Source organism: Streptomyces sp. BK022 (assembly GCF_004217355.1).
Lineage (GTDB): Bacteria > Actinomycetota > Actinomycetes > Streptomycetales > Streptomycetaceae > Streptomyces > Streptomyces griseoluteus.
Genome location: NZ_SHKU01000001.1, coordinates 1207909 through 1223720, shown reverse-complemented (window position 1 = coordinate 1223720; position 15812 = coordinate 1207909). Strand labels below are relative to the sequence as shown.

The following is a 15812-nucleotide window of genomic DNA, read 5'->3' as shown; positions in this document are numbered from 1 at the left end:
CGGCCCGTCCCTCACCGGGGCGGGCCGCGCGTTTCCATGCCGGACTCACCCCCAGGAGCGCCCGCATGTCCCTCGACCGACGTCACTTCCTGGCCGGCGGCGCGCTGGCGCTGGGCTCGGCCGCACTGTCCGGCCCCCTGGCCTACGCCGCCCCCGCCGCCCGCTCGCTCGCCCCGGCCGCCTTCACCCGGCTCGCGCCCGGCAGCATCACCGCGCGTGGCTGGCTGGCCGGCCAACTCAAGCTTCAGCTGGACGGGTTGTGCGGGCGTTACGACCAGCGCTCGCACTTCCTGGACTTCGACGCCTCCGGCTGGGTCCACCCGGAGAAGCCTGGCTGGGAGGAACTGCCCTACTGGCTCAGGGGTTTCGTGCCGCTCGCCATCGCCACCGGGGACGCCGACGCGCTGGCCAGGGCCCGCCGCTGGATCGACGCGGTGCTGGCCACCCAGCAGTCCGACGGGTTCTTCGGGCCGCGCGGCTTGCGCACCTCTCTGGACGGCGGTCCCGACTTCTGGCCGTTCCTGCCGCTGCTGATGGCGCTGCGGACCTGGCAGGAGTACTCGGGCGACCAGCGGATCATCCCGTTCCTGACCCGCTTCCTGACCTTCGTGAACGCCCAGGGCAAGGGCGCCTTCGACCACAGCTGGATCGCCACCCGCTGGGGCGACGGGCTCGATGTCGCGCTGTGGCTGCACGACCGTACCGGCGACGCCTTCCTGCTGGACCTCGCCGACAAGATGCACACCTGGGGCGCCGACTGGACCGGCCCGCTGCCCACCCCGCACAACGTCAACATCGCCCAGGGCTTCCGGGAGCCCGCCCAGTACGCCCGGCGTTCGGGGTCGGCGTCGGACACGGATGCGACGTACCGCACGTACGACCAAGTGCTCGGCGTATATGGGCAGTTCCCCGGTGGCGGGTTCGCCGGGGACGAGAATCTGCGGCCCGGATTCGGTGATCCCCGGCAGGGCTTCGAGACGTGCGGGATCGTGGAGTTCATGGCCAGCCACGAGCTGCTCACACGGGTCACCGGGGACCCGGTGTGGGCGGACCGCTGCGAGGAGCTGGCCTTCAACATGCTGCCGGCCGCGCTCGATCCGCAGGGCCGGGCGGTGCACTACGTCACCAGCGCGAACAGCGTGGACCTGGACAACGCGGCCAAGACGCAGGGGCAGTTCCAGAACGGCTTCGCCATGCAGTCGTTCCAGCCGGGCGTCGACCAGTACCGCTGCTGTCCGCACAACTACGGCATGGGCTGGCCCTGTTTCACCGAGGAGCTGTGGCTGGCCACCCCGGACCAGGGTCTGGCCGCCGCGCTCTACGCGCCCTGCCGGGTGACGGCCACCGTGGCCGGGGGCACGCGGGTCACCGTCACCGAGGAGACCGACTACCCCTTCGGCGAGACGGTCCGGCTCACTCTGTCCACGCCCCGCGCGGTCCGCTTCCCGCTCCGCCTGCGGGTGCCGGGGTGGTGCGCGGACCCGGTGCTCACGGTCAACGGCCGGGCGGTGGGCGCGCGTCCGGGCCCCGCGTTCGTCACCGTGGACCGCACCTGGGCGGACGGCGACGTCATCGCCCTGAAGCTCCCCCAGCGCACCACGGTGCGCACCTGGGCAGGCGGCGAGAACGCGGTCAGCGTGGCGCACGGTCCGCTGACCTACGCGCTGAGGATCGGTGAGCGGTACGTCCGGTACGCGGGCGACGACACCTTCCCCGAGTACGAGGTGCACGCCACCACGCCGTGGAACTACGGGCTGGTGCCGGGTGCGGTGCCGGAGTTCGTCCGGTCGGGGGGCGCGGTCCCGGCCAACCCGTTCACCCTGGACGGCACGCCCGTACGGCTGACGGCGCGGGCGCGCCGCATCCCGGAGTGGATCGCTGACGACGAGCACGTGGTGGCGCCGCTCCAGCCGAGCCCGGCCCGGTCCGCCGCCCCCGTCGAGACGGTGACCCTGGTCCCGATGGGGGCGGCGCGGCTGCGGATCAGCAGCTTCCCCACCGCCGCGCCGGACGGCCGGCCGTGGACGCCGGAGCCGCCGTTCCGGCGGATACGGAACAAGCACAGCGGCAAGGTGCTCGCCGTGGACAACATGTCCACGGCCAACAGCGCCCGGGTGGTGCAGTACGACGACACACCGACCGGCGACCACGCCTGGCAGTTGCTCGACCGGGGGGACGGCTGGTTCCTGGTCCGCAACGGTCACAGCGGCAAGGTGCTGGGCGTGGACGGCATGTCGACGGCCGACAGCGCTCTGGTCGTCCAGTACGAGGACAACGGCACGGACGACCATCTGTGGCGGCGACTGGACAGCGGTGACGGCTGGTTCCGGCTCCAGAACAAGCACAGCGGCAAGGTGCTCGGCGTGGACCGGATGTCCACGGCGAACAGCGCGCAGGTCGTGCAGTTCTCGGACAGCGGCACCGACGACCATCTGTGGCGGATCGGCTAGCCGCCGCGAGTCGTCCCGGTCAGCTCGGCCGGGACGACTCCAGCAGGTCGCACTCGATGAAGGAGGGCGGGCTGGTGCACAGCGCCGCCATGCGCTCGGCGAAGGCGCGGGCCTCGGGGTCGTGGCGGCTGCGGCCGGCCGCCTCCAGGGAGGGGAACTCCAGCACCTCGTAGTAGCGGTCGTCCTTGCTCTTGTCCTTGAGGACGGCCTGGTAGGTGGGGCCGTGCTGCATGCCCCCGAAACGCCGGTCGATGTCCATCGCCAGGGTGCGCATCTCGTCGATGCGGTCGGTCTCGAAGGCGATGATCTGCACGAACTTCTCGGCCACGGTTCCTCCAGCCGGCCAGGGCGCCGCCACCGGGACGGGGCGGCTCAGCACCCAACGAAACACGGCCGGTGGCGGTCGGCAATTCGTCGCGGTGCGTTCGCCGTACCGCGCGCCCGGCCGCGCGTGGGTGTCCGGCCCCGCCCGTCGTGGGTGTCATCACCGATGGTGGCGCGGTGCCGGGGCGTGCGACGGTGTCAGGGCCCCCGGCGATGATCCGGGACCGCCCACGGCACGGGGCCGCCCGCCCCGAAGCCGCTCCGGTGCCACGGCCGTCGCGCGTCCGGACGGAAGGCGAGGTTGAGCGGGATCGCCGCCCAGCTCCTGGACCCGGCCCGCCCCGGCTCAGCCGGCAGCCGGCGGCGGGGGCGGCACGGTCGGCGTCCGGCTCAGCTCGGCGGTGAACTGGGCGCCGGTGAGCAGGGCGAGGTTGGACAGCCAGAGCCAGATCAGGAAGACGACCGAGCCCGCGAGCGATCCGTAGAGCCGGCTGTAGCCGCCCAGTACCGAGGTGTAGAGCGCGAAGCCGCCCGACACCGTGATCCACAGGGTGGCGGCGAGCACTCCGCCGGGCAGGCTGTGGCTGCGCCGCTTGGCCTGCACCGGGCCGGTGCGGAAGACGACCACGATCAGCACGACCACGAGGACCAGCAGCAGGGGCCAGCGCAGCAGGCGCCACACCCAGGCGACCGTGGCGTCGAGGCCGAAGAAGCGCCCGGCGGTCTCGGCGACCGGGCCGGTGAGCAACAGGACCAGGGCGCTGACCACGAGCAGGCCGAGCAGCCCCAGCGCGGTGAGCACGATCCGGTGGGCCTTGCGCAGGGGCGAACGGTGGTCCTCGACGCGGTGCATGCGGTGCAGCGAGCGGCGGAAGACCGCCAGATAGCTGGAGGCGGACCAGATGGCGCTGGCCGTCCCGGCGACCAGCAGCGGCCAGATCGCGGCGTCGGGGCGCAGCATGCGGCCCAGTACGTCGTGGAGTTCGCCGCCGGACTCGGCGGGGGCGTAGGCGGTGACCTGTGTGATGAACCGTTCTGCCGTGCCCGGACTGATCAGCGCGAAGGCGATGACGGTGACCAGGAGGGCGGGCAGCACGGTCAGGATGGCGTAGTAGGTGAGGGCGGCCGCGTCGTCGGAGACGTCGTCGCGCCACATGGACAGCGGCGTGCGGCGCAGCGCCGCGCCCCAGTCGGCGGGGCGGGGCGGGGGCGGCCGGGTGGCGGCGGGGGCGTGTCGTTCAGCGGACATGCGGTACCTGGTGGGACCGGGCGCTCAGGCGCACCCGGCCGTGGACGGGACAGGGGGCGGCGGCCGATTCGGCCCGGCCAAGGAGCCGGGTGACGCCGGGCAGCACGGCGTCGGGGGTGGTGTCGGGCTGGAGCCAGAGGTGCAACCGTACGATGATCCGGCCGCGTCCGGCGAGGACGCGGGCGCGACAGCGGGCGACGCCGTCGAGGGCGGCCGCGTCGCGGGCGACGGCCTCCTCCAGGGCGCGGGCGCGCACGGTGGCGCCGGGTGCGGGGAGCGCGATCAGCGGGCGTCCGCCGCCGTGGAACTGGCGGGCGCACCACAGGGCGCCGAGCGCGGTGGCGGCGACGGAGGCGGCCAGCACGGTGGGCGTCCACCATCCCCGGCTCCGCAGGTCGAGGACGCGCGCGGGGCTCAGGAAGGTGACGTCGCCGGAGAGTTCCGGCCACCAGGCGGGCATCCGGGCGCCGAGGGCCGGGTCGGCGGTGGCCAGCCAGGTGCCTGCGGCCATCAGGGCCAGACCGGTGGCGGCGAGGACGCAGCGGTTCAGGGCGGTGCGCATCAGCTTCCTCCGGCGGGCGCCACGGCCCCGAGGGGTGCCGGCGCGGTCTCGGCCGGGGGCGGGGTCCACACCGGCAGGGGGCGTACGGCGACCCGCAGCCGCAGCGGGCGGCGCAGTCCGCACTCGGCGAGGACGCGGCGCGCGGCCTCGGTGATCTGGTCGCGGGCGGCGGCGCGGTCCCCGAAGGCGAGGGCGGCGCGCACGGTGGCGCGGCGGCGGCGGACCCGTACGGCGACGGTGTCGACGCCCTCGGTCCCGGCGGCCGTGTCCCTGAGCAGCGCGGCGACGGCGCCCCGGTCGACGGCGACCCGCGTGGCCACTGCCGGGGAGTGGGCGGTGAGCAGGCCGCGCCGGCCGGGGGTGACGGCGAGGACGATGAGCCAGACGCCGAGCAGGGCGCAGCCGAGGGCGGCGGCGGTGACCGGGAGTTCGCCGGGGCCGTGCGCGTACAGCCAGTGCAGGGCGCCGGTGCGCCACGGGGCGGCCGGGCGGTGCCCGGTGTGCACCAGGATCAGGTCGGTGGCGAGGGCGCCGCAGGTCAGGGTGGCGAGCAGGGTGAGCACGCCGAGGGGCAGTCTGCGCTGCGCCCACCAGCGGCGGGGAACCCGGCCGCGCGAGGGCGCGGTGGCGGTACCGGTGACGCCTTCCGGTCCCGACGGGCGGTCCGGGGTGAGCGCGGTGACGCCGACACGGGCCGTGCGCACGTCCAGGCCGGTCAACTCGCCGGTGCGGGCGGTGACATGGTCCTGGACGCTGCGCACGGTCGTGGTGAGCGGCGCGGGGTAGGGCAGCGCGACGTCGACGGCGATCTCGGCCCGGCCGCCGCGTACGGCCGCCGAGGAGCCCGTCGCCCGCGCCGCGCGGCCGGGCAGCGCCTCGGTGACGGCGCGGCCGGCGATCCGGCGGACGGCACGGTCGGAGACCGTGGTGGTGCCGCGCCGTTCGGGGGCGGTCATCGGCGGCCCCGCTCGAAGGCGTGCCGCAGGTCCCCGGCGCGTCCGCCCCGGTCGAACCAGTGACCGACGGCGTAGCCCACCGCGCCGAGCGCGGCCACGAGCAGGAACGCGCCGAAGCCGCCGAACCATCCGGCGAACGCCAGCGCGATGCCGGCGATCAGTCCTACCAGCGCTCTGTCCATTCTTCCGTCCCCTTCTTCCCTGCTTTTCCTGCCCCGCCGACCCTGACCGTCCTCCGGTGTCAGGCGACGCGGGAGGTGGTCTCCGGGGTGCTGTCCTCGTCGTCGGGCAGGTGGACGTCGTTGATGGTGACGTTGACCTCGACGACCTCCAGACCGGTGATCCGCTCGACGGCGTCGATGACGTTCTCCCGGACGTCGCGGGCGAGGTCCGCGATCGCGACGCCGTACTCCACGACGAGGTCGAGGTCGATGGCGGTCTGCCGTTCGCCCACCTCGACCTTGACGCCCCGGCCGACGTTGGAACGGCCGCCGGGGACGCGGTCGCGGACGGCGCCGATGGTGCGGGAGAGGCCGCCGCCCATGGCGTGCACACCGGGGATCTCCCGCGCCGCCACACCGGCGACCTTGACGACGACAACGTCGGCGATGGAGGTACGGCCGCGCGTGGCGGCCGGCTCGTCGGCTCCGGTGGTGCCGCCCGCGAGGGCCGTGGTGGCCGGCGGCTGCTTCGTGGTGGGGCCCGCGGGGGCGGTGGTGGTGGCGGGCGCGCTCTGGACGCTCATGACCAGGTCCTCTCGATGGGCCGTACTGCTGTTGTCGTTCCGTTGGACCCGGCCGGTCCACGAATGTGACGCGGATTCCCGGATTTTCTCCGCCGAAGCCTGCCCGCGCCCCGGTGACGCGCCCCACGACCTGCATCCACCTGGGTTTTCGCGCCTGAAGTAGCCGATGAGGGGCACGGCAGGAAAGGGACGCGGCGGAAATCCGCGTCACAAAGCCCCCTTCGAGGTGTCGAAGGGGCAGGACGACGGAGAGGAGCCGCCCGGTGTCGGGGGTCCGCAGACAAATCGCGTGTCCGGGACAGGAACGCGCGCCCGACGCCACCCCGCCACGGGAGCCGGAGGAAGTACACCCGGACGACGGCCTGCTGACGGTGCGCGCGGCCGAGGGCGACGAGGAGGCGTTCGCGGTGCTGGTGCGCGAGCACGCCCCCGCGCTGGTGGGCCTCGCCACCCGGCTGCTGGGCGACCGCGCCGAGGCGGAGGACGCGGTGCAGGACGCCTTCATCAGCGCCTGGCGGCGGCTGCCGGAGTTCCGGCGGCAGTCGTCCTTCGGCACCTGGATGTACCGCATCGTCACCAACCGCTGCCTGAACGTCCTGCGGGCGCGCCGGCCGGTGACGTCGCTGGAGGCGGCCGGGGAGTTCGCCGCGCCGGAGCAGCACTCCCCCGAGCGGGTCACCGAGGCGCGGGACGCGGTGCGGGGCATGCGCCGGGCGCTGGACGAGCTCTCGGCGGAGCAGCGGGCCTGCTGGGTGCTGCGCGAACTGGACGGACACTCATACGAGTTCATCGCGGAGACGGTCGGCATCAGCCAGGAGGCGGTACGGGCCCGCGTCTTCCGCGCACGACGCTGCCTGACACGAGCACTGGGGGCCTGGCGATGACCACGCACACCGACCCGCCCGACCGGTACACCGGGCCCGACGGCGACGACGAGCGGCTCGCCTGCGGGCGGCTGCTGTCCGGGGTCTGGGACGGCTGGGAGCAGGCCGATCCCGACCCGCACCGCGCCGCCTGCCCGTACTGCAAGGACGCCGTCCGGGAGCTGACGCTGCTGGAGTCGACCGTACGGGAGCTGCGCGAGGAGACCGCGCCGGGCGAGACCGGCTACGACCCCTCCGCGCTGACCCGGCGCGTGATGGACGTGGTCCGGATGGAGCTGCGGCCCGGCCGCCCGGTGCCGCTCGGGGACGACGACGAGGATCTGTGGGTGATGGAGGCGGTCGCCGCGCGCACCCTGCGGGCCGCCGCCGAGACCGTCACCGGGGTCCGCGCGGGTTCGTGCCGGATCACCCCGCCGGACGCGGGCCGGGGTGAGGTGACGGTGCGCCTGGAGGTGCACGCCCCGCTGGGCGTGCCGCTGGAGGAGGTGGCCAAGGAGGTGCGCCGGCAGGTGGCCGGGGCGGCCCGGCTGCGGCTGGGGCTGCGGCCCGCGTCGGTGGACATCCGGATCGTCGACCTCGTGGACGCTCCGGCCGGATTCGAGGAAGGGCCGGGCGATGACTGACCGCGCGCTGCGCACCACGCTCACCGCGGAGATCGCCGCGGCCGCCGAGGCCGTGCCGGGGGTGGCGTTCCTGCGGCCGGGCCTCGGCGGGCGGCTGCGCTCGGCGCTGCCGCGCGGCGCGAGCGCGGCCGACGGCGGCCGGGCGGTGCCTTCCGGGGTACGGCTGAGCCGGCCGGACGAGACGGGCCCGTGGAAGGTGGAGATCCATGTCGTGGTGCGCGGCCACGTCCGCACGCTGGACGTGGCCCGGGAGGTAGTACGGGCCGTGGAAGTACGGCTGGCCGGGCTGCTGCCCGGCCGGCAGGCGCCGAAGGTCACCGTGACCGTCACCGGGCTGGTCTGAGCCCGGCACCCGTCGTCGTTGTTCGTCCGGGTGACCAATCCGCGGCCGCTGTGGCCCCGGATTACGCGGGGACGACTCCCGCGGCACGACGCGGGAGCCCCGCCCCGGCGCAAAGTGGGAGAGGACAGTTGTGAAGGAAGCCGTCTACATCGGCAGGAACCCGGCAGCGGAACCGGACTTGCAGCAGTTGCTGCACGAGGTGGCCCTCGGTGATCAGGAGGCGTTCGCCTCGGTCTACGACACCGTGGCCGGCCCGGTGCTCGGGGTCGTCCGGGCGGTGCTGCGCGACCTGGCCCAGTCGGAGGAGGTGGCCCAGGACGTGCTGGTGGAGGTGTGGCGCACCGCTCCGCGCTACCGGCCCGACCGGGGTACCGCGATCAACTGGATTCTGACGCTCGCGCACCGGCGCGCGGTCGACCGCGTCCGCTCGGTGGAGGCGGCCGCCGCCCGTGACACCAAGGCGGCACTGCTGGACCGTACGCCGGAGTACGACGAGGTGACCGAACAGGTGGAGTCCCGGCTGGAGCAGGAGCAGGTGCGGCGCTGTCTGCGCACGCTGACCGACCTCCAGCGGCAGTCGGTGACACTGGCCTACTACCGGGGGCTGACCTACCGGGAGGTCGCGGAGGCGCTCGCGCTGCCGCTCGGCACCGTCAAGACTCGACTGCGCGACGGCCTCATCCGGCTGCGCGACTGCCTGGGGGTGACCGCGTGACCATGACCGATCCGCACACGCTGACGGGCGCCTACGCGCTGCACGCGCTGCCCGACGACGAGCGCGCCGACTTCGAGCGCCATCTCGCCGGCTGCCCGTCCTGCGCCCGCGAGGTGGAGGAGTTCGAGGCGGCCGCGGCCCGGCTGGCGCTGGCCTCGACCGTGCCGGTGCGCCCGGCGATGCGGGAGGAGGTGCTGCACCGCGTCGGCTCGGTGCGCCAGCTCACGCCCGGCACCACCCCGGTGGAGCGGGTGCGCCGGAGCAAGGCGCTCGGCGCGGGCCCGGCCCGATGGGCGCTGGCCGCGTGCGTCGCGGCGGCGGCCGTCTTCGGCGGTACGGCGGTGTGGCAGTACGACCGCGCCCAGGAGGCCCAGCAGCGGGCTGCGCAGGCGGAGCGGCAGGCGTCCGACCTGGCCGGGGTGCTGGCGGCGCCGGACGCCAAGTCCCGCACGGTCAGGGTGGCGGGCGGCACCGGCACGGTGGTGGTCTCCGCCCAGCGGGACCGGGCGGTGTTCGTGTCGTCCAGGATGCCGGAGCCGCCGAAGGGCAAGGTGTACCAGCTCTGGTTCGACGACGACGGCACGATGCGCGACGCCGGCCTCATGGACCCGGCACGCGCCAGCCAGTCGGTGCTGATGAAGGGCACGGTGGACGGCGCCTCGGGCGTCGGCGTGACCGTGGAACCGGCGGGCGGCTCGGCCAGGCCGACCAGTGCTCCGGTGACGGTCCTGAGCATGCCGTCGTAGGCGGTGGGACACGGAAGAGGGGGAGCCCCGGATCTCCGGGGCTCCCCCTCTTTGTCTTCGGTCCGGCGTCAGCCGCGCGGGGGCAGCGGGAAGAAGCCGCTGGTGCGGGAGGCGTACTCCGCCCAGCCCGGGCGGCCCTCCATGCGGCGCTCCAGCAGCCGCTTGCCGCTGCCGTTGATGAGCAGATAGCTCATCACCAGCGGTGAGACGAACGAGACGACGGCCGGCGCGGCTCCGCCGTCGCAGGTGATGAGGAACAGGCCCCACCAGACACAGAAGTCGCCGAAGTAGTTGGGGTGCCGGGTGTAGCGCCACAGGCCCCGGTCCATGATGCGGCCCTCGTTGGCGGGGTCGGCCTTGAAGCGGGCCTTCTGGGCGTCGCCGACGGCTTCGAAGAAGATGCCGACCGCCCACAGGGCCGTCCCCGCCCAGGCGAGCACCGAGACCGCGCCGGTCGCGTACTGGGCGGCCTGCACCGGCAGGGAGACCAGCCAGACGAGGGCGCCCTGGAGCAGGTAGATCATGCGGAAGGCGTACAGGTTCCGGTTGCCGGACCCCTTGGCGAGCAGTTCCTCGTAGCGCGGGTCCTCGCCGTGTCCCCGGCCGCGCCGCCCGATGTGGACGGCGAGCCGCAGGCCCCAGACGACGGTGAGGGCGGTGACGAGGGCCCGGCGGACGAGGTCTCCCTCGCCCGCCGACGCGCCGAAGGTGCCCAGGGCGACCGCGGCGAAGGCGGCGCCCCAGGCGATGTCCACGATCCGGTGCATGCCCTTGCGTACGGCGACGGCGAAGGTGATCACCATGACGCCGAGCGCGGTGAGCGCCGCCCAGCCGAGGTTCGCGGCGAAGGCGCCCCAGGCGAAGCCGCTCACACCAGGTCCCGGTACCAGTCGGCGGCCTCGGAGAGGTCGAGCCCGCTGGTGCCCTTGCGGTCGCGGCGCACGGAGAGGATCTGGTCGACGCCCATCCGGCCCTCCTCGAAGGCGAGCGCCCCGCCGACCAGGTACAGCCGCCATACCCGGGCGGTCTCGGTACCGACCAGGGCGACGAACTCGTCCCAACGGCTTTCCAGCGTCCGGTGCCAGGCGGCGACGGTGCGCACGTAGTGCTCGCGCATCGACTCCGCCGACCGCACCTCCAGCCCGGCCGCCTCCAGCAGGGCGACGGTGTCGCCGAGGGGCCGCATGTGCATGTCGGGCGCGATATAGGCCTCGATGAAGGCGCCACCGCCCGGCGCGGCGGCCCCCCGCGACATCTGCTGGACCAGCACCCGGCCCTCGGGGCGGACCATGCGGTGCAGTGCGGCGGCGAAGGCGGGGTACTCGTCGTCGCCGACGTGCTCGCCCATCTCCACGGTGGCGACCGCGTCGTAGGCGGAGCCGCTGATGTCGCGGTAGTCCTGACAGACCACCTCCACGCGGTCCTCGAGACCGCGCTCGCGGACCTGCTCGCGGACGTACGCGGCCTGTTCGCGGGCCAGGGTGACCGCGGTGACGTGGGCCTTGTGCCGCTCGGCGGCGTACAGGGTGAGCGAGCCCCAGCCGCAGCCGATGTCGAGCAGCCGGGAGCCGGCGGTGAGGCCGAGCTTGCGGCAGATCAGCTCCAGCTTGGCGCGCTGGGCGTCGGCGGGGTCGGCGTTCTCGCCGGCCTCGGCGGTCCAGTAGCCGCAGGAGTAGGCCATGGTGTCGTCGAGGAGGAGGCGGTAGAAGTCGTTGGACAGGTCGTAGTGGTGGCTGATCGCGGCCCGGTCGCGGGCCTTGGTGTGCCGGGCGCCGCGCAGCCGGGCCTCGGTCGCGGGCGCGGGCAGGCGGGGCCCGACGACACCGAGCCGCGCGGCCTCCCCGACCGCGCGGGCCCGGTCCGCGAGGGTGAGCCGGGGGGTGTGCGCGCCCCGCTCGCGGGCGGAGGCCCAGACCGCGCGCAGCCCCTCGGCGAGGTCGCCCTCCACGTCGAGCTCACCGGTGATGTACGCCTGGGCCAGGCCCAGTTCGCCGGGCTGCCAGAGCAGACGGCGCAGCGCCCGGCGGGAGCGCAGGACGACGACGGGGGCGTCGAAGGGGCCGGTCTCGCTTCCGTCCCACGCGCGCAGCCGGACCGGCAGCGGGGCCCCGAGCACGTCTTCGACGAGCGCGGCCAGCCGGTGCGCGGCGCCGGTCCGGACGGGGGTGCGGAGGTCGGTCATCGAGTGGGCTCCTTGGTGAGCAGGTACTGCTGGACGTCGAGGTAGCCGGAGCGGAACCCGGCCTCGGAGTAGGCCAGGTAGAAGGTCCACAGGCGGCGGAAGACATGGTCGAAGCCGAGGTCCTCGACCTCCTCGGCGCGCTCGGTGAACCGTTCGCGCCACAGCCGGAGGGTCTCGGCGTAGTGCGCGCCGAAGGCGTCGCGCCGGGTGACGGCGAGCCGGGTGTGCTCCCGCACGGTCTGGTCGACGGCCTCGACGGAGGGCAGCAGGCCGCCGGGGAAGATGTACTTCTGGATCCAGGTGTGGGTGTCGCGGGAGGCGAGCATCCGGTCGTGCGGCATGGTGATCGCCTGGAGGGCGACCCGGCCGCCGGGGGCGAGGCGCTCGTCGAGAGTGCGGAAGTACACGGGCCAGAACTCCGCGCCGACCGCCTCGATCATCTCCACACTGACGATGGCGTCGTAGGTGCCCTCGGCCTCGCGGTAGTCGCACAGTTCGACGGCGACCCGGTCGGCGAGGCCCGCCTCGCGCACGCGCCGCCGGGCGAGGTCGCGCTGTTCGCGGGAGAGGGTCAGCGAGGTGACGTGGGCGCCGCGGGCGGCGGCGCGCAGGGCGAGTTCGCCCCAGCCGGTGCCGATCTCCAGCAGCCGGGTGCCCTCGCCCACCTCAGCGAGGTCCAGCAGCCGGTCGATCTTGCGGTGCTGGGCGGCGGGGAGCAGGGCGTGCTCGGCGGGAAAGCCGCGGAAGACGGCGGAGGAATAGGTGAGGGTTTCGTCCAGGAAGAGCGCGAAGAGGTCGTTGGACAGGTCGTAGTGGCGGCTGATGTTGTCGCGGGCGCCGGTCTCGGTGTTGCGCTGGGCGGCGGGCTGGCGCAGCGCCCACAGGCGGCGCAGCCGTTGCAGCGGGGCGGGGACGAGGTCGGCGGCGTGGGAGGCGAGCACGGTGAGCGCGCCGACCAGGTCGGGGGCGTCCCACTCCCCCGCCATGTACGACTCGCCGAAGCCGATCAGGCCGGTGGTGCCGATGCGGGCGTGGAAGGCGTCCGGGTCCCGCACCTCTATGAGCGGTCCGCCCTGGCCGAGGACGGTGCCGTCGGGGAACCGTACCCGCAGCGGCAGCCCGCCGAGGGCGTGCCGCACGACGGCGGCGGCGACGGCGCGCACCGGGCGGGACGCCCTGGGCACGGCGGCCACGTCGGGCCAGCGGCCGGCGTCCACCGGGACCGGGACCGCTGCCGCGCAGGTCCTGGTCGTGGGGCGGGGGTGGGCTGTGGTCATGTCGCGTTCTCCGGGTCGTGGCGGACCTGGCGCGGCTGCACCGGCAGGCCCCTGAGGAACAGGCGGATGCCGTGGAAACGGATGGCGGCCGACACCGCGAGGGTCGACCAGGGGTGGCGCAGGGAGAGCCGCAGCAGCGCGCCCGGTGTGGCGGGGCGGCGGGTGCCGTGGACGCTCGCGGTGAAGGGCGGGCTGCCGGGCCGGTCCAGGCGCAGGGAGAGCTGGAGGCGTTCGGCGGGCAGCGGGAGCCGCATGTGGTAGCGGCCGTCCACCGGATAGAAGGGCGAGACGTAGAACTCCTTGTCCACGTCGGCCCTTCCGGCCGGGTCGGTGTGCAGCAGGTACGCGTGGCGGCCGCCGTAGGTGTTGTGGACCTCGGCCACCACACAGCGGGGCCCGCCGGCGCGGTCGTGGCACCAGTACAGGGTGAGGGGGTTGAAGACGTGGCCGAGGACCGATGCGTGGGTGAGCATCACGACGCGGCCCCCTTCGAGGTCGATGCCGTGCTCGGCGAGGAAGCCGTCGAGCGCGGCCCGGATCGAGGGGGCGCGGCCGGTGAAGTGGTCGGTGGCCCGGAACCGGGCCAGCGGACGGACCGGCCGGGGCAGTTCGGGTATGTGGTCGAGGTCGACGAGCCACATGTAGGTGCGGTGGCGCAGGGCGTGGCGGATCGGCGCGCGCCGGGTGTGCCGGACCACACAGGGGTAGAGGGCGGGCGTGGTCACCAGGTCACCCCCAGCGCCTTCGCGGCCGCGACCCCGCTGCGGCAGCCGTCCTCGTGGAACCCCCAGCCGTGGTAGGCGCCGGCGAACGCGGTCACGGCGGTGGCGAGTTCGGGCAGCCGCTGCTGGGCCGCGACCGACTCGGGGGTGTAGACGGGGTGTTCGTAGTGCATCCGGGCCAGCACGCGCGAGGGGTCGACGCGGTCCTCGCCGCCGAGGGTGACGAGGTAGCGCCGGGAGGCGTCGAGACGCTGGAGCCGGTTCATGTCGTAGGTGACGCGTACCCGGTCCGAGCCCGCCGAACAGTCCGGCATGAGGTAGTTCCAGGAGGCGCGGGCGCCGGGGGCCCGGGGCAGCAGGGCGGCGTCGGTGTGCAGCAGGGTGGTGTTGTGGGAGTAGCGGAAGGCGCCCAGCACCTCCTTCTCGTCGGCGGAGGCGTCGCCGAGCAGCCGGAGCGCCTGGTCGGGGTGGACGGCGACGACGACGTGGTCGAAGGACTCGGTGGCGCCGTCCCGCGTGGTGATGTCGACGCCGTCGGCGTGGCGCAGGATGGTGCGGACCGGGGCGCCGGTGCGGACCTCCTGCACCTGGGCCGCGACCCGGTCGACGTAGCTGCGTGAGCCGCCGGTCACGGTGCGCCACACGGGTGATCCGGTGACGGAGAGCATGCCGTGGTGGTCGAGGAACCGGAAGAGATAGGCGGCCGGGTAGTGCTGCGCGGTCGCGGCGTCGCAGGACCAGACGCAGGAGACCAGCGGGGTCATGAAGTGGGCCCGGAAGTACGCGGAGAAGCCCGCCCGGTCCATGAACTGGCCCAGGGTGAGCTTGGCGTGGCCGCCGTGCTCCAGCAGGGCGCGGGCGGCCCGGTGGAAGGCGGGGACCTCGGCGAGCATGCGCAGGTAAGGGGCGCGCAGCAGGTTGCGGGGCTGGGCGAGCAGGCCGCGGGCGCCGCGCGCACCGGCGTACTCGAGGCCGCAGCCCTCGCACCGCACCGACATGCTCATCTCCGACTCCTGCGTGGCGACGCCGAGTTCGCGGAAGAGGCGGAGCAGGTTCGGGTAGGTGCGCCGGTTGTGCACGATGAAACCGGAGTCGACCCGGTGGATGCGGCCGTCCGGGGCCATGAGGTCGTGCGTGTGGGCGTGGCCGCCGAGGCGGTCGTCCGCCTCGTACAGGGTGACGTGGTGGGCCCGGCGCAGCACATGGGCGGCGGTGAGTCCGGCGACTCCGCTGCCCACGACGGCGGTTCGGCGCATCGTGCTTTCCCTTCGAGGGAGTAGGGCGTCAAGGGGGAAAGGGCTGCGCGCCCGCCCGCTCCGGTGACCCCGGAGCGGGCGGGCGCTGCCGGTTGGGTCAGCTCTTGGGCATCAGGACGGTGTCGACGATGTACACGTTGGCGTTGGCGGTCTTGACGTTGCCGCAGACCACCTTCGAGGAGTCGTTGACGGTGTACGACTCGCCCGAGCCGGAGGTCATGACCTTCGACTTCTCCAGGGTGTCGAAGGAGCCGTTCTCCAGGTCCTTCGGCGCGAGCTTCTGGCCGACGACGTGGTAGGTCAGGATCTTGGTGAGCTGGGCCTTGTCGGCGAGGACCTTGTCCAGGGTGGCCTTCGGGATCTTGTTGAAGGCGTCGTTGGTCGGCGCGAACACCGTGATGTTCTGCGCGTTGTTGAGGGTGTCGACCAGACCGGCCTTCTTCACCGCGGTGACCAGCGTGGACAGCGCCGGGTTGTTCGAGGCGGCCGTGGCCACCGGGTCCTTGGCCATGCCGTCGAAGGAGCCCGCGCCGTTCTTCGGCACCGAGGAACAGGCCGGGCCGAACGGCTGATCCATGGAGGTGCCGCCCATGCTCTCGCTCGCCTTCGGCGAGGAGGCGGCGGACGCCGAGGAGTCGGACTTGCCGCTGTCCTTGGCGTCGCTGGAGGAGCAGGCGCTCAGTGCGAGGGGCAGCACGGCGGCGGCGGCAAGGGTGACGGCGGCGCGGCGGGTACGGGTGGTGGTCATCATCTCTTCGTCATCTCCTGAGTGGCGTGC

General features: G+C 73.9%; 18 protein-coding genes. 6 read left to right on the top strand and 12 right to left on the bottom strand.

Annotated features, from left to right (window positions below; genetic code table 11):
• Window positions 1-65: 65 nt before the first annotated feature.
• The gene (locus EV284_RS05590) at window positions 66-2450 is read left to right on the top strand and encodes an RICIN domain-containing protein (RefSeq protein WP_130330774.1); all 2385 of its coding nucleotides are present in this window, start codon (window positions 66-68) and stop codon (window positions 2448-2450) included.
• A 19-nt stretch (window positions 2451-2469) separates the two neighbouring features.
• On the opposite strand, the gene EV284_RS05585 is transcribed toward EV284_RS05590, so the two are convergent.
• The 6 genes from EV284_RS05585 to EV284_RS05560 all read right to left on the bottom strand — a co-directional run bounded on the left by EV284_RS05585 (window position 2470) and on the right by EV284_RS05560 (window position 6286).
• Window positions 2470-2778: a hypothetical protein gene (locus tag EV284_RS05585; RefSeq protein WP_242625579.1), complete on the bottom strand. Its 309-nt coding sequence runs from the start codon at window positions 2776-2778 to the stop codon at window positions 2470-2472.
• Window positions 2779-3120: 342 nt separating this feature from the next.
• The gene (locus EV284_RS05580) at window positions 3121-4023 is read right to left on the bottom strand and encodes a YihY/virulence factor BrkB family protein (protein ID WP_130330772.1); all 903 of its coding nucleotides are present in this window, start codon (window positions 4021-4023) and stop codon (window positions 3121-3123) included.
• Window positions 4013-4585: a hypothetical protein gene (locus tag EV284_RS05575; protein WP_130330770.1), complete on the bottom strand. Its 573-nt coding sequence runs from the start codon at window positions 4583-4585 to the stop codon at window positions 4013-4015. The genes EV284_RS05580 and EV284_RS05575 overlap by 11 nt, the downstream gene beginning before the upstream one ends.
• Complete coding sequence (locus EV284_RS05570) at window positions 4585-5541, bottom strand: DUF6286 domain-containing protein (RefSeq protein ID WP_130330768.1); 957 nt, start codon at window positions 5539-5541, stop codon at window positions 4585-4587. Before EV284_RS05570 ends, EV284_RS05575 begins: the two co-directional genes overlap by 1 nt.
• Complete coding sequence (locus tag EV284_RS05565; RefSeq protein ID WP_130330766.1) at window positions 5538-5723, bottom strand: hypothetical protein; 186 nt, start codon at window positions 5721-5723, stop codon at window positions 5538-5540. Before EV284_RS05565 ends, EV284_RS05570 begins: the two co-directional genes overlap by 4 nt.
• A 59-nt stretch (window positions 5724-5782) precedes the next feature.
• On the bottom strand, window positions 5783-6286 hold the full coding sequence (locus EV284_RS05560; RefSeq protein ID WP_130330764.1) for an Asp23/Gls24 family envelope stress response protein: 504 nt from the start codon (window positions 6284-6286) through the stop codon (window positions 5783-5785).
• Between the two features lie 362 nt (window positions 6287-6648).
• Here EV284_RS05560 and EV284_RS05555 point away from each other — a divergent pair, with 362 nt between their 5' ends.
• The 5 genes from EV284_RS05555 (at window position 6649) to EV284_RS05535 (ending at window position 9597) form a co-directional block, all read left to right on the top strand.
• A complete protein-coding gene (locus tag EV284_RS05555) occupies window positions 6649-7170 on the top strand; it encodes a sigma-70 family RNA polymerase sigma factor (RefSeq protein ID WP_242625607.1) in 522 nt (173 codons plus the stop codon).
• A complete protein-coding gene (locus EV284_RS05550) occupies window positions 7167-7793 on the top strand; it encodes an Asp23/Gls24 family envelope stress response protein (protein ID WP_130330762.1) in 627 nt (208 codons plus the stop codon). Before EV284_RS05555 ends, EV284_RS05550 begins: the two co-directional genes overlap by 4 nt.
• Window positions 7786-8136: a hypothetical protein gene (locus tag EV284_RS05545; protein ID WP_130330760.1), complete on the top strand. Its 351-nt coding sequence runs from the start codon at window positions 7786-7788 to the stop codon at window positions 8134-8136. The genes EV284_RS05550 and EV284_RS05545 overlap by 8 nt, the downstream gene beginning before the upstream one ends.
• 130 nt (window positions 8137-8266) lie before the next feature.
• The gene (locus EV284_RS05540) at window positions 8267-8851 is read left to right on the top strand and encodes a sigma-70 family RNA polymerase sigma factor (protein WP_086694527.1); all 585 of its coding nucleotides are present in this window, start codon (window positions 8267-8269) and stop codon (window positions 8849-8851) included.
• Window positions 8848-9597, top strand: coding sequence for an anti-sigma factor (locus EV284_RS05535; RefSeq protein WP_130330758.1), 750 nt, complete (start codon window positions 8848-8850; stop codon window positions 9595-9597). The genes EV284_RS05540 and EV284_RS05535 overlap by 4 nt, the downstream gene beginning before the upstream one ends.
• 68 nt (window positions 9598-9665) lie before the next feature.
• Here EV284_RS05535 and EV284_RS05530 read toward each other — a convergent pair whose 3' ends face one another.
• From EV284_RS05530 to EV284_RS05505, 6 genes are all read right to left on the bottom strand, one after another.
• A complete protein-coding gene (locus EV284_RS05530) occupies window positions 9666-10469 on the bottom strand; it encodes a DUF1295 domain-containing protein (RefSeq protein WP_130330756.1) in 804 nt (267 codons plus the stop codon).
• Window positions 10466-11779 (bottom strand): cyclopropane-fatty-acyl-phospholipid synthase family protein, encoded by a 1314-nt coding sequence (locus EV284_RS05525; protein WP_130330754.1) that lies wholly within the window; start codon window positions 11777-11779, stop codon window positions 10466-10468. The genes EV284_RS05530 and EV284_RS05525 overlap by 4 nt, the downstream gene beginning before the upstream one ends.
• Window positions 11776-13056 (bottom strand): cyclopropane-fatty-acyl-phospholipid synthase family protein, encoded by a 1281-nt coding sequence (locus EV284_RS05520; protein ID WP_130330752.1) that lies wholly within the window; start codon window positions 13054-13056, stop codon window positions 11776-11778. The genes EV284_RS05525 and EV284_RS05520 overlap by 4 nt, the downstream gene beginning before the upstream one ends.
• A complete protein-coding gene (locus EV284_RS05515; protein WP_130331136.1) occupies window positions 13053-13784 on the bottom strand; it encodes a DUF1365 domain-containing protein in 732 nt (243 codons plus the stop codon). Before EV284_RS05515 ends, EV284_RS05520 begins: the two co-directional genes overlap by 4 nt.
• Entirely contained in the window at window positions 13778-15034 is a 1257-nt protein-coding gene (locus EV284_RS05510) for an FAD-dependent oxidoreductase (RefSeq protein ID WP_130330750.1), read from the bottom strand. The genes EV284_RS05515 and EV284_RS05510 overlap by 7 nt, the downstream gene beginning before the upstream one ends.
• A gap of 97 nt (window positions 15035-15131) precedes the next feature.
• Complete coding sequence (locus EV284_RS05505) at window positions 15132-15785, bottom strand: fasciclin domain-containing protein (RefSeq protein WP_242625578.1); 654 nt, start codon at window positions 15783-15785, stop codon at window positions 15132-15134.
• Window positions 15786-15812 lie beyond the last annotated feature (27 nt).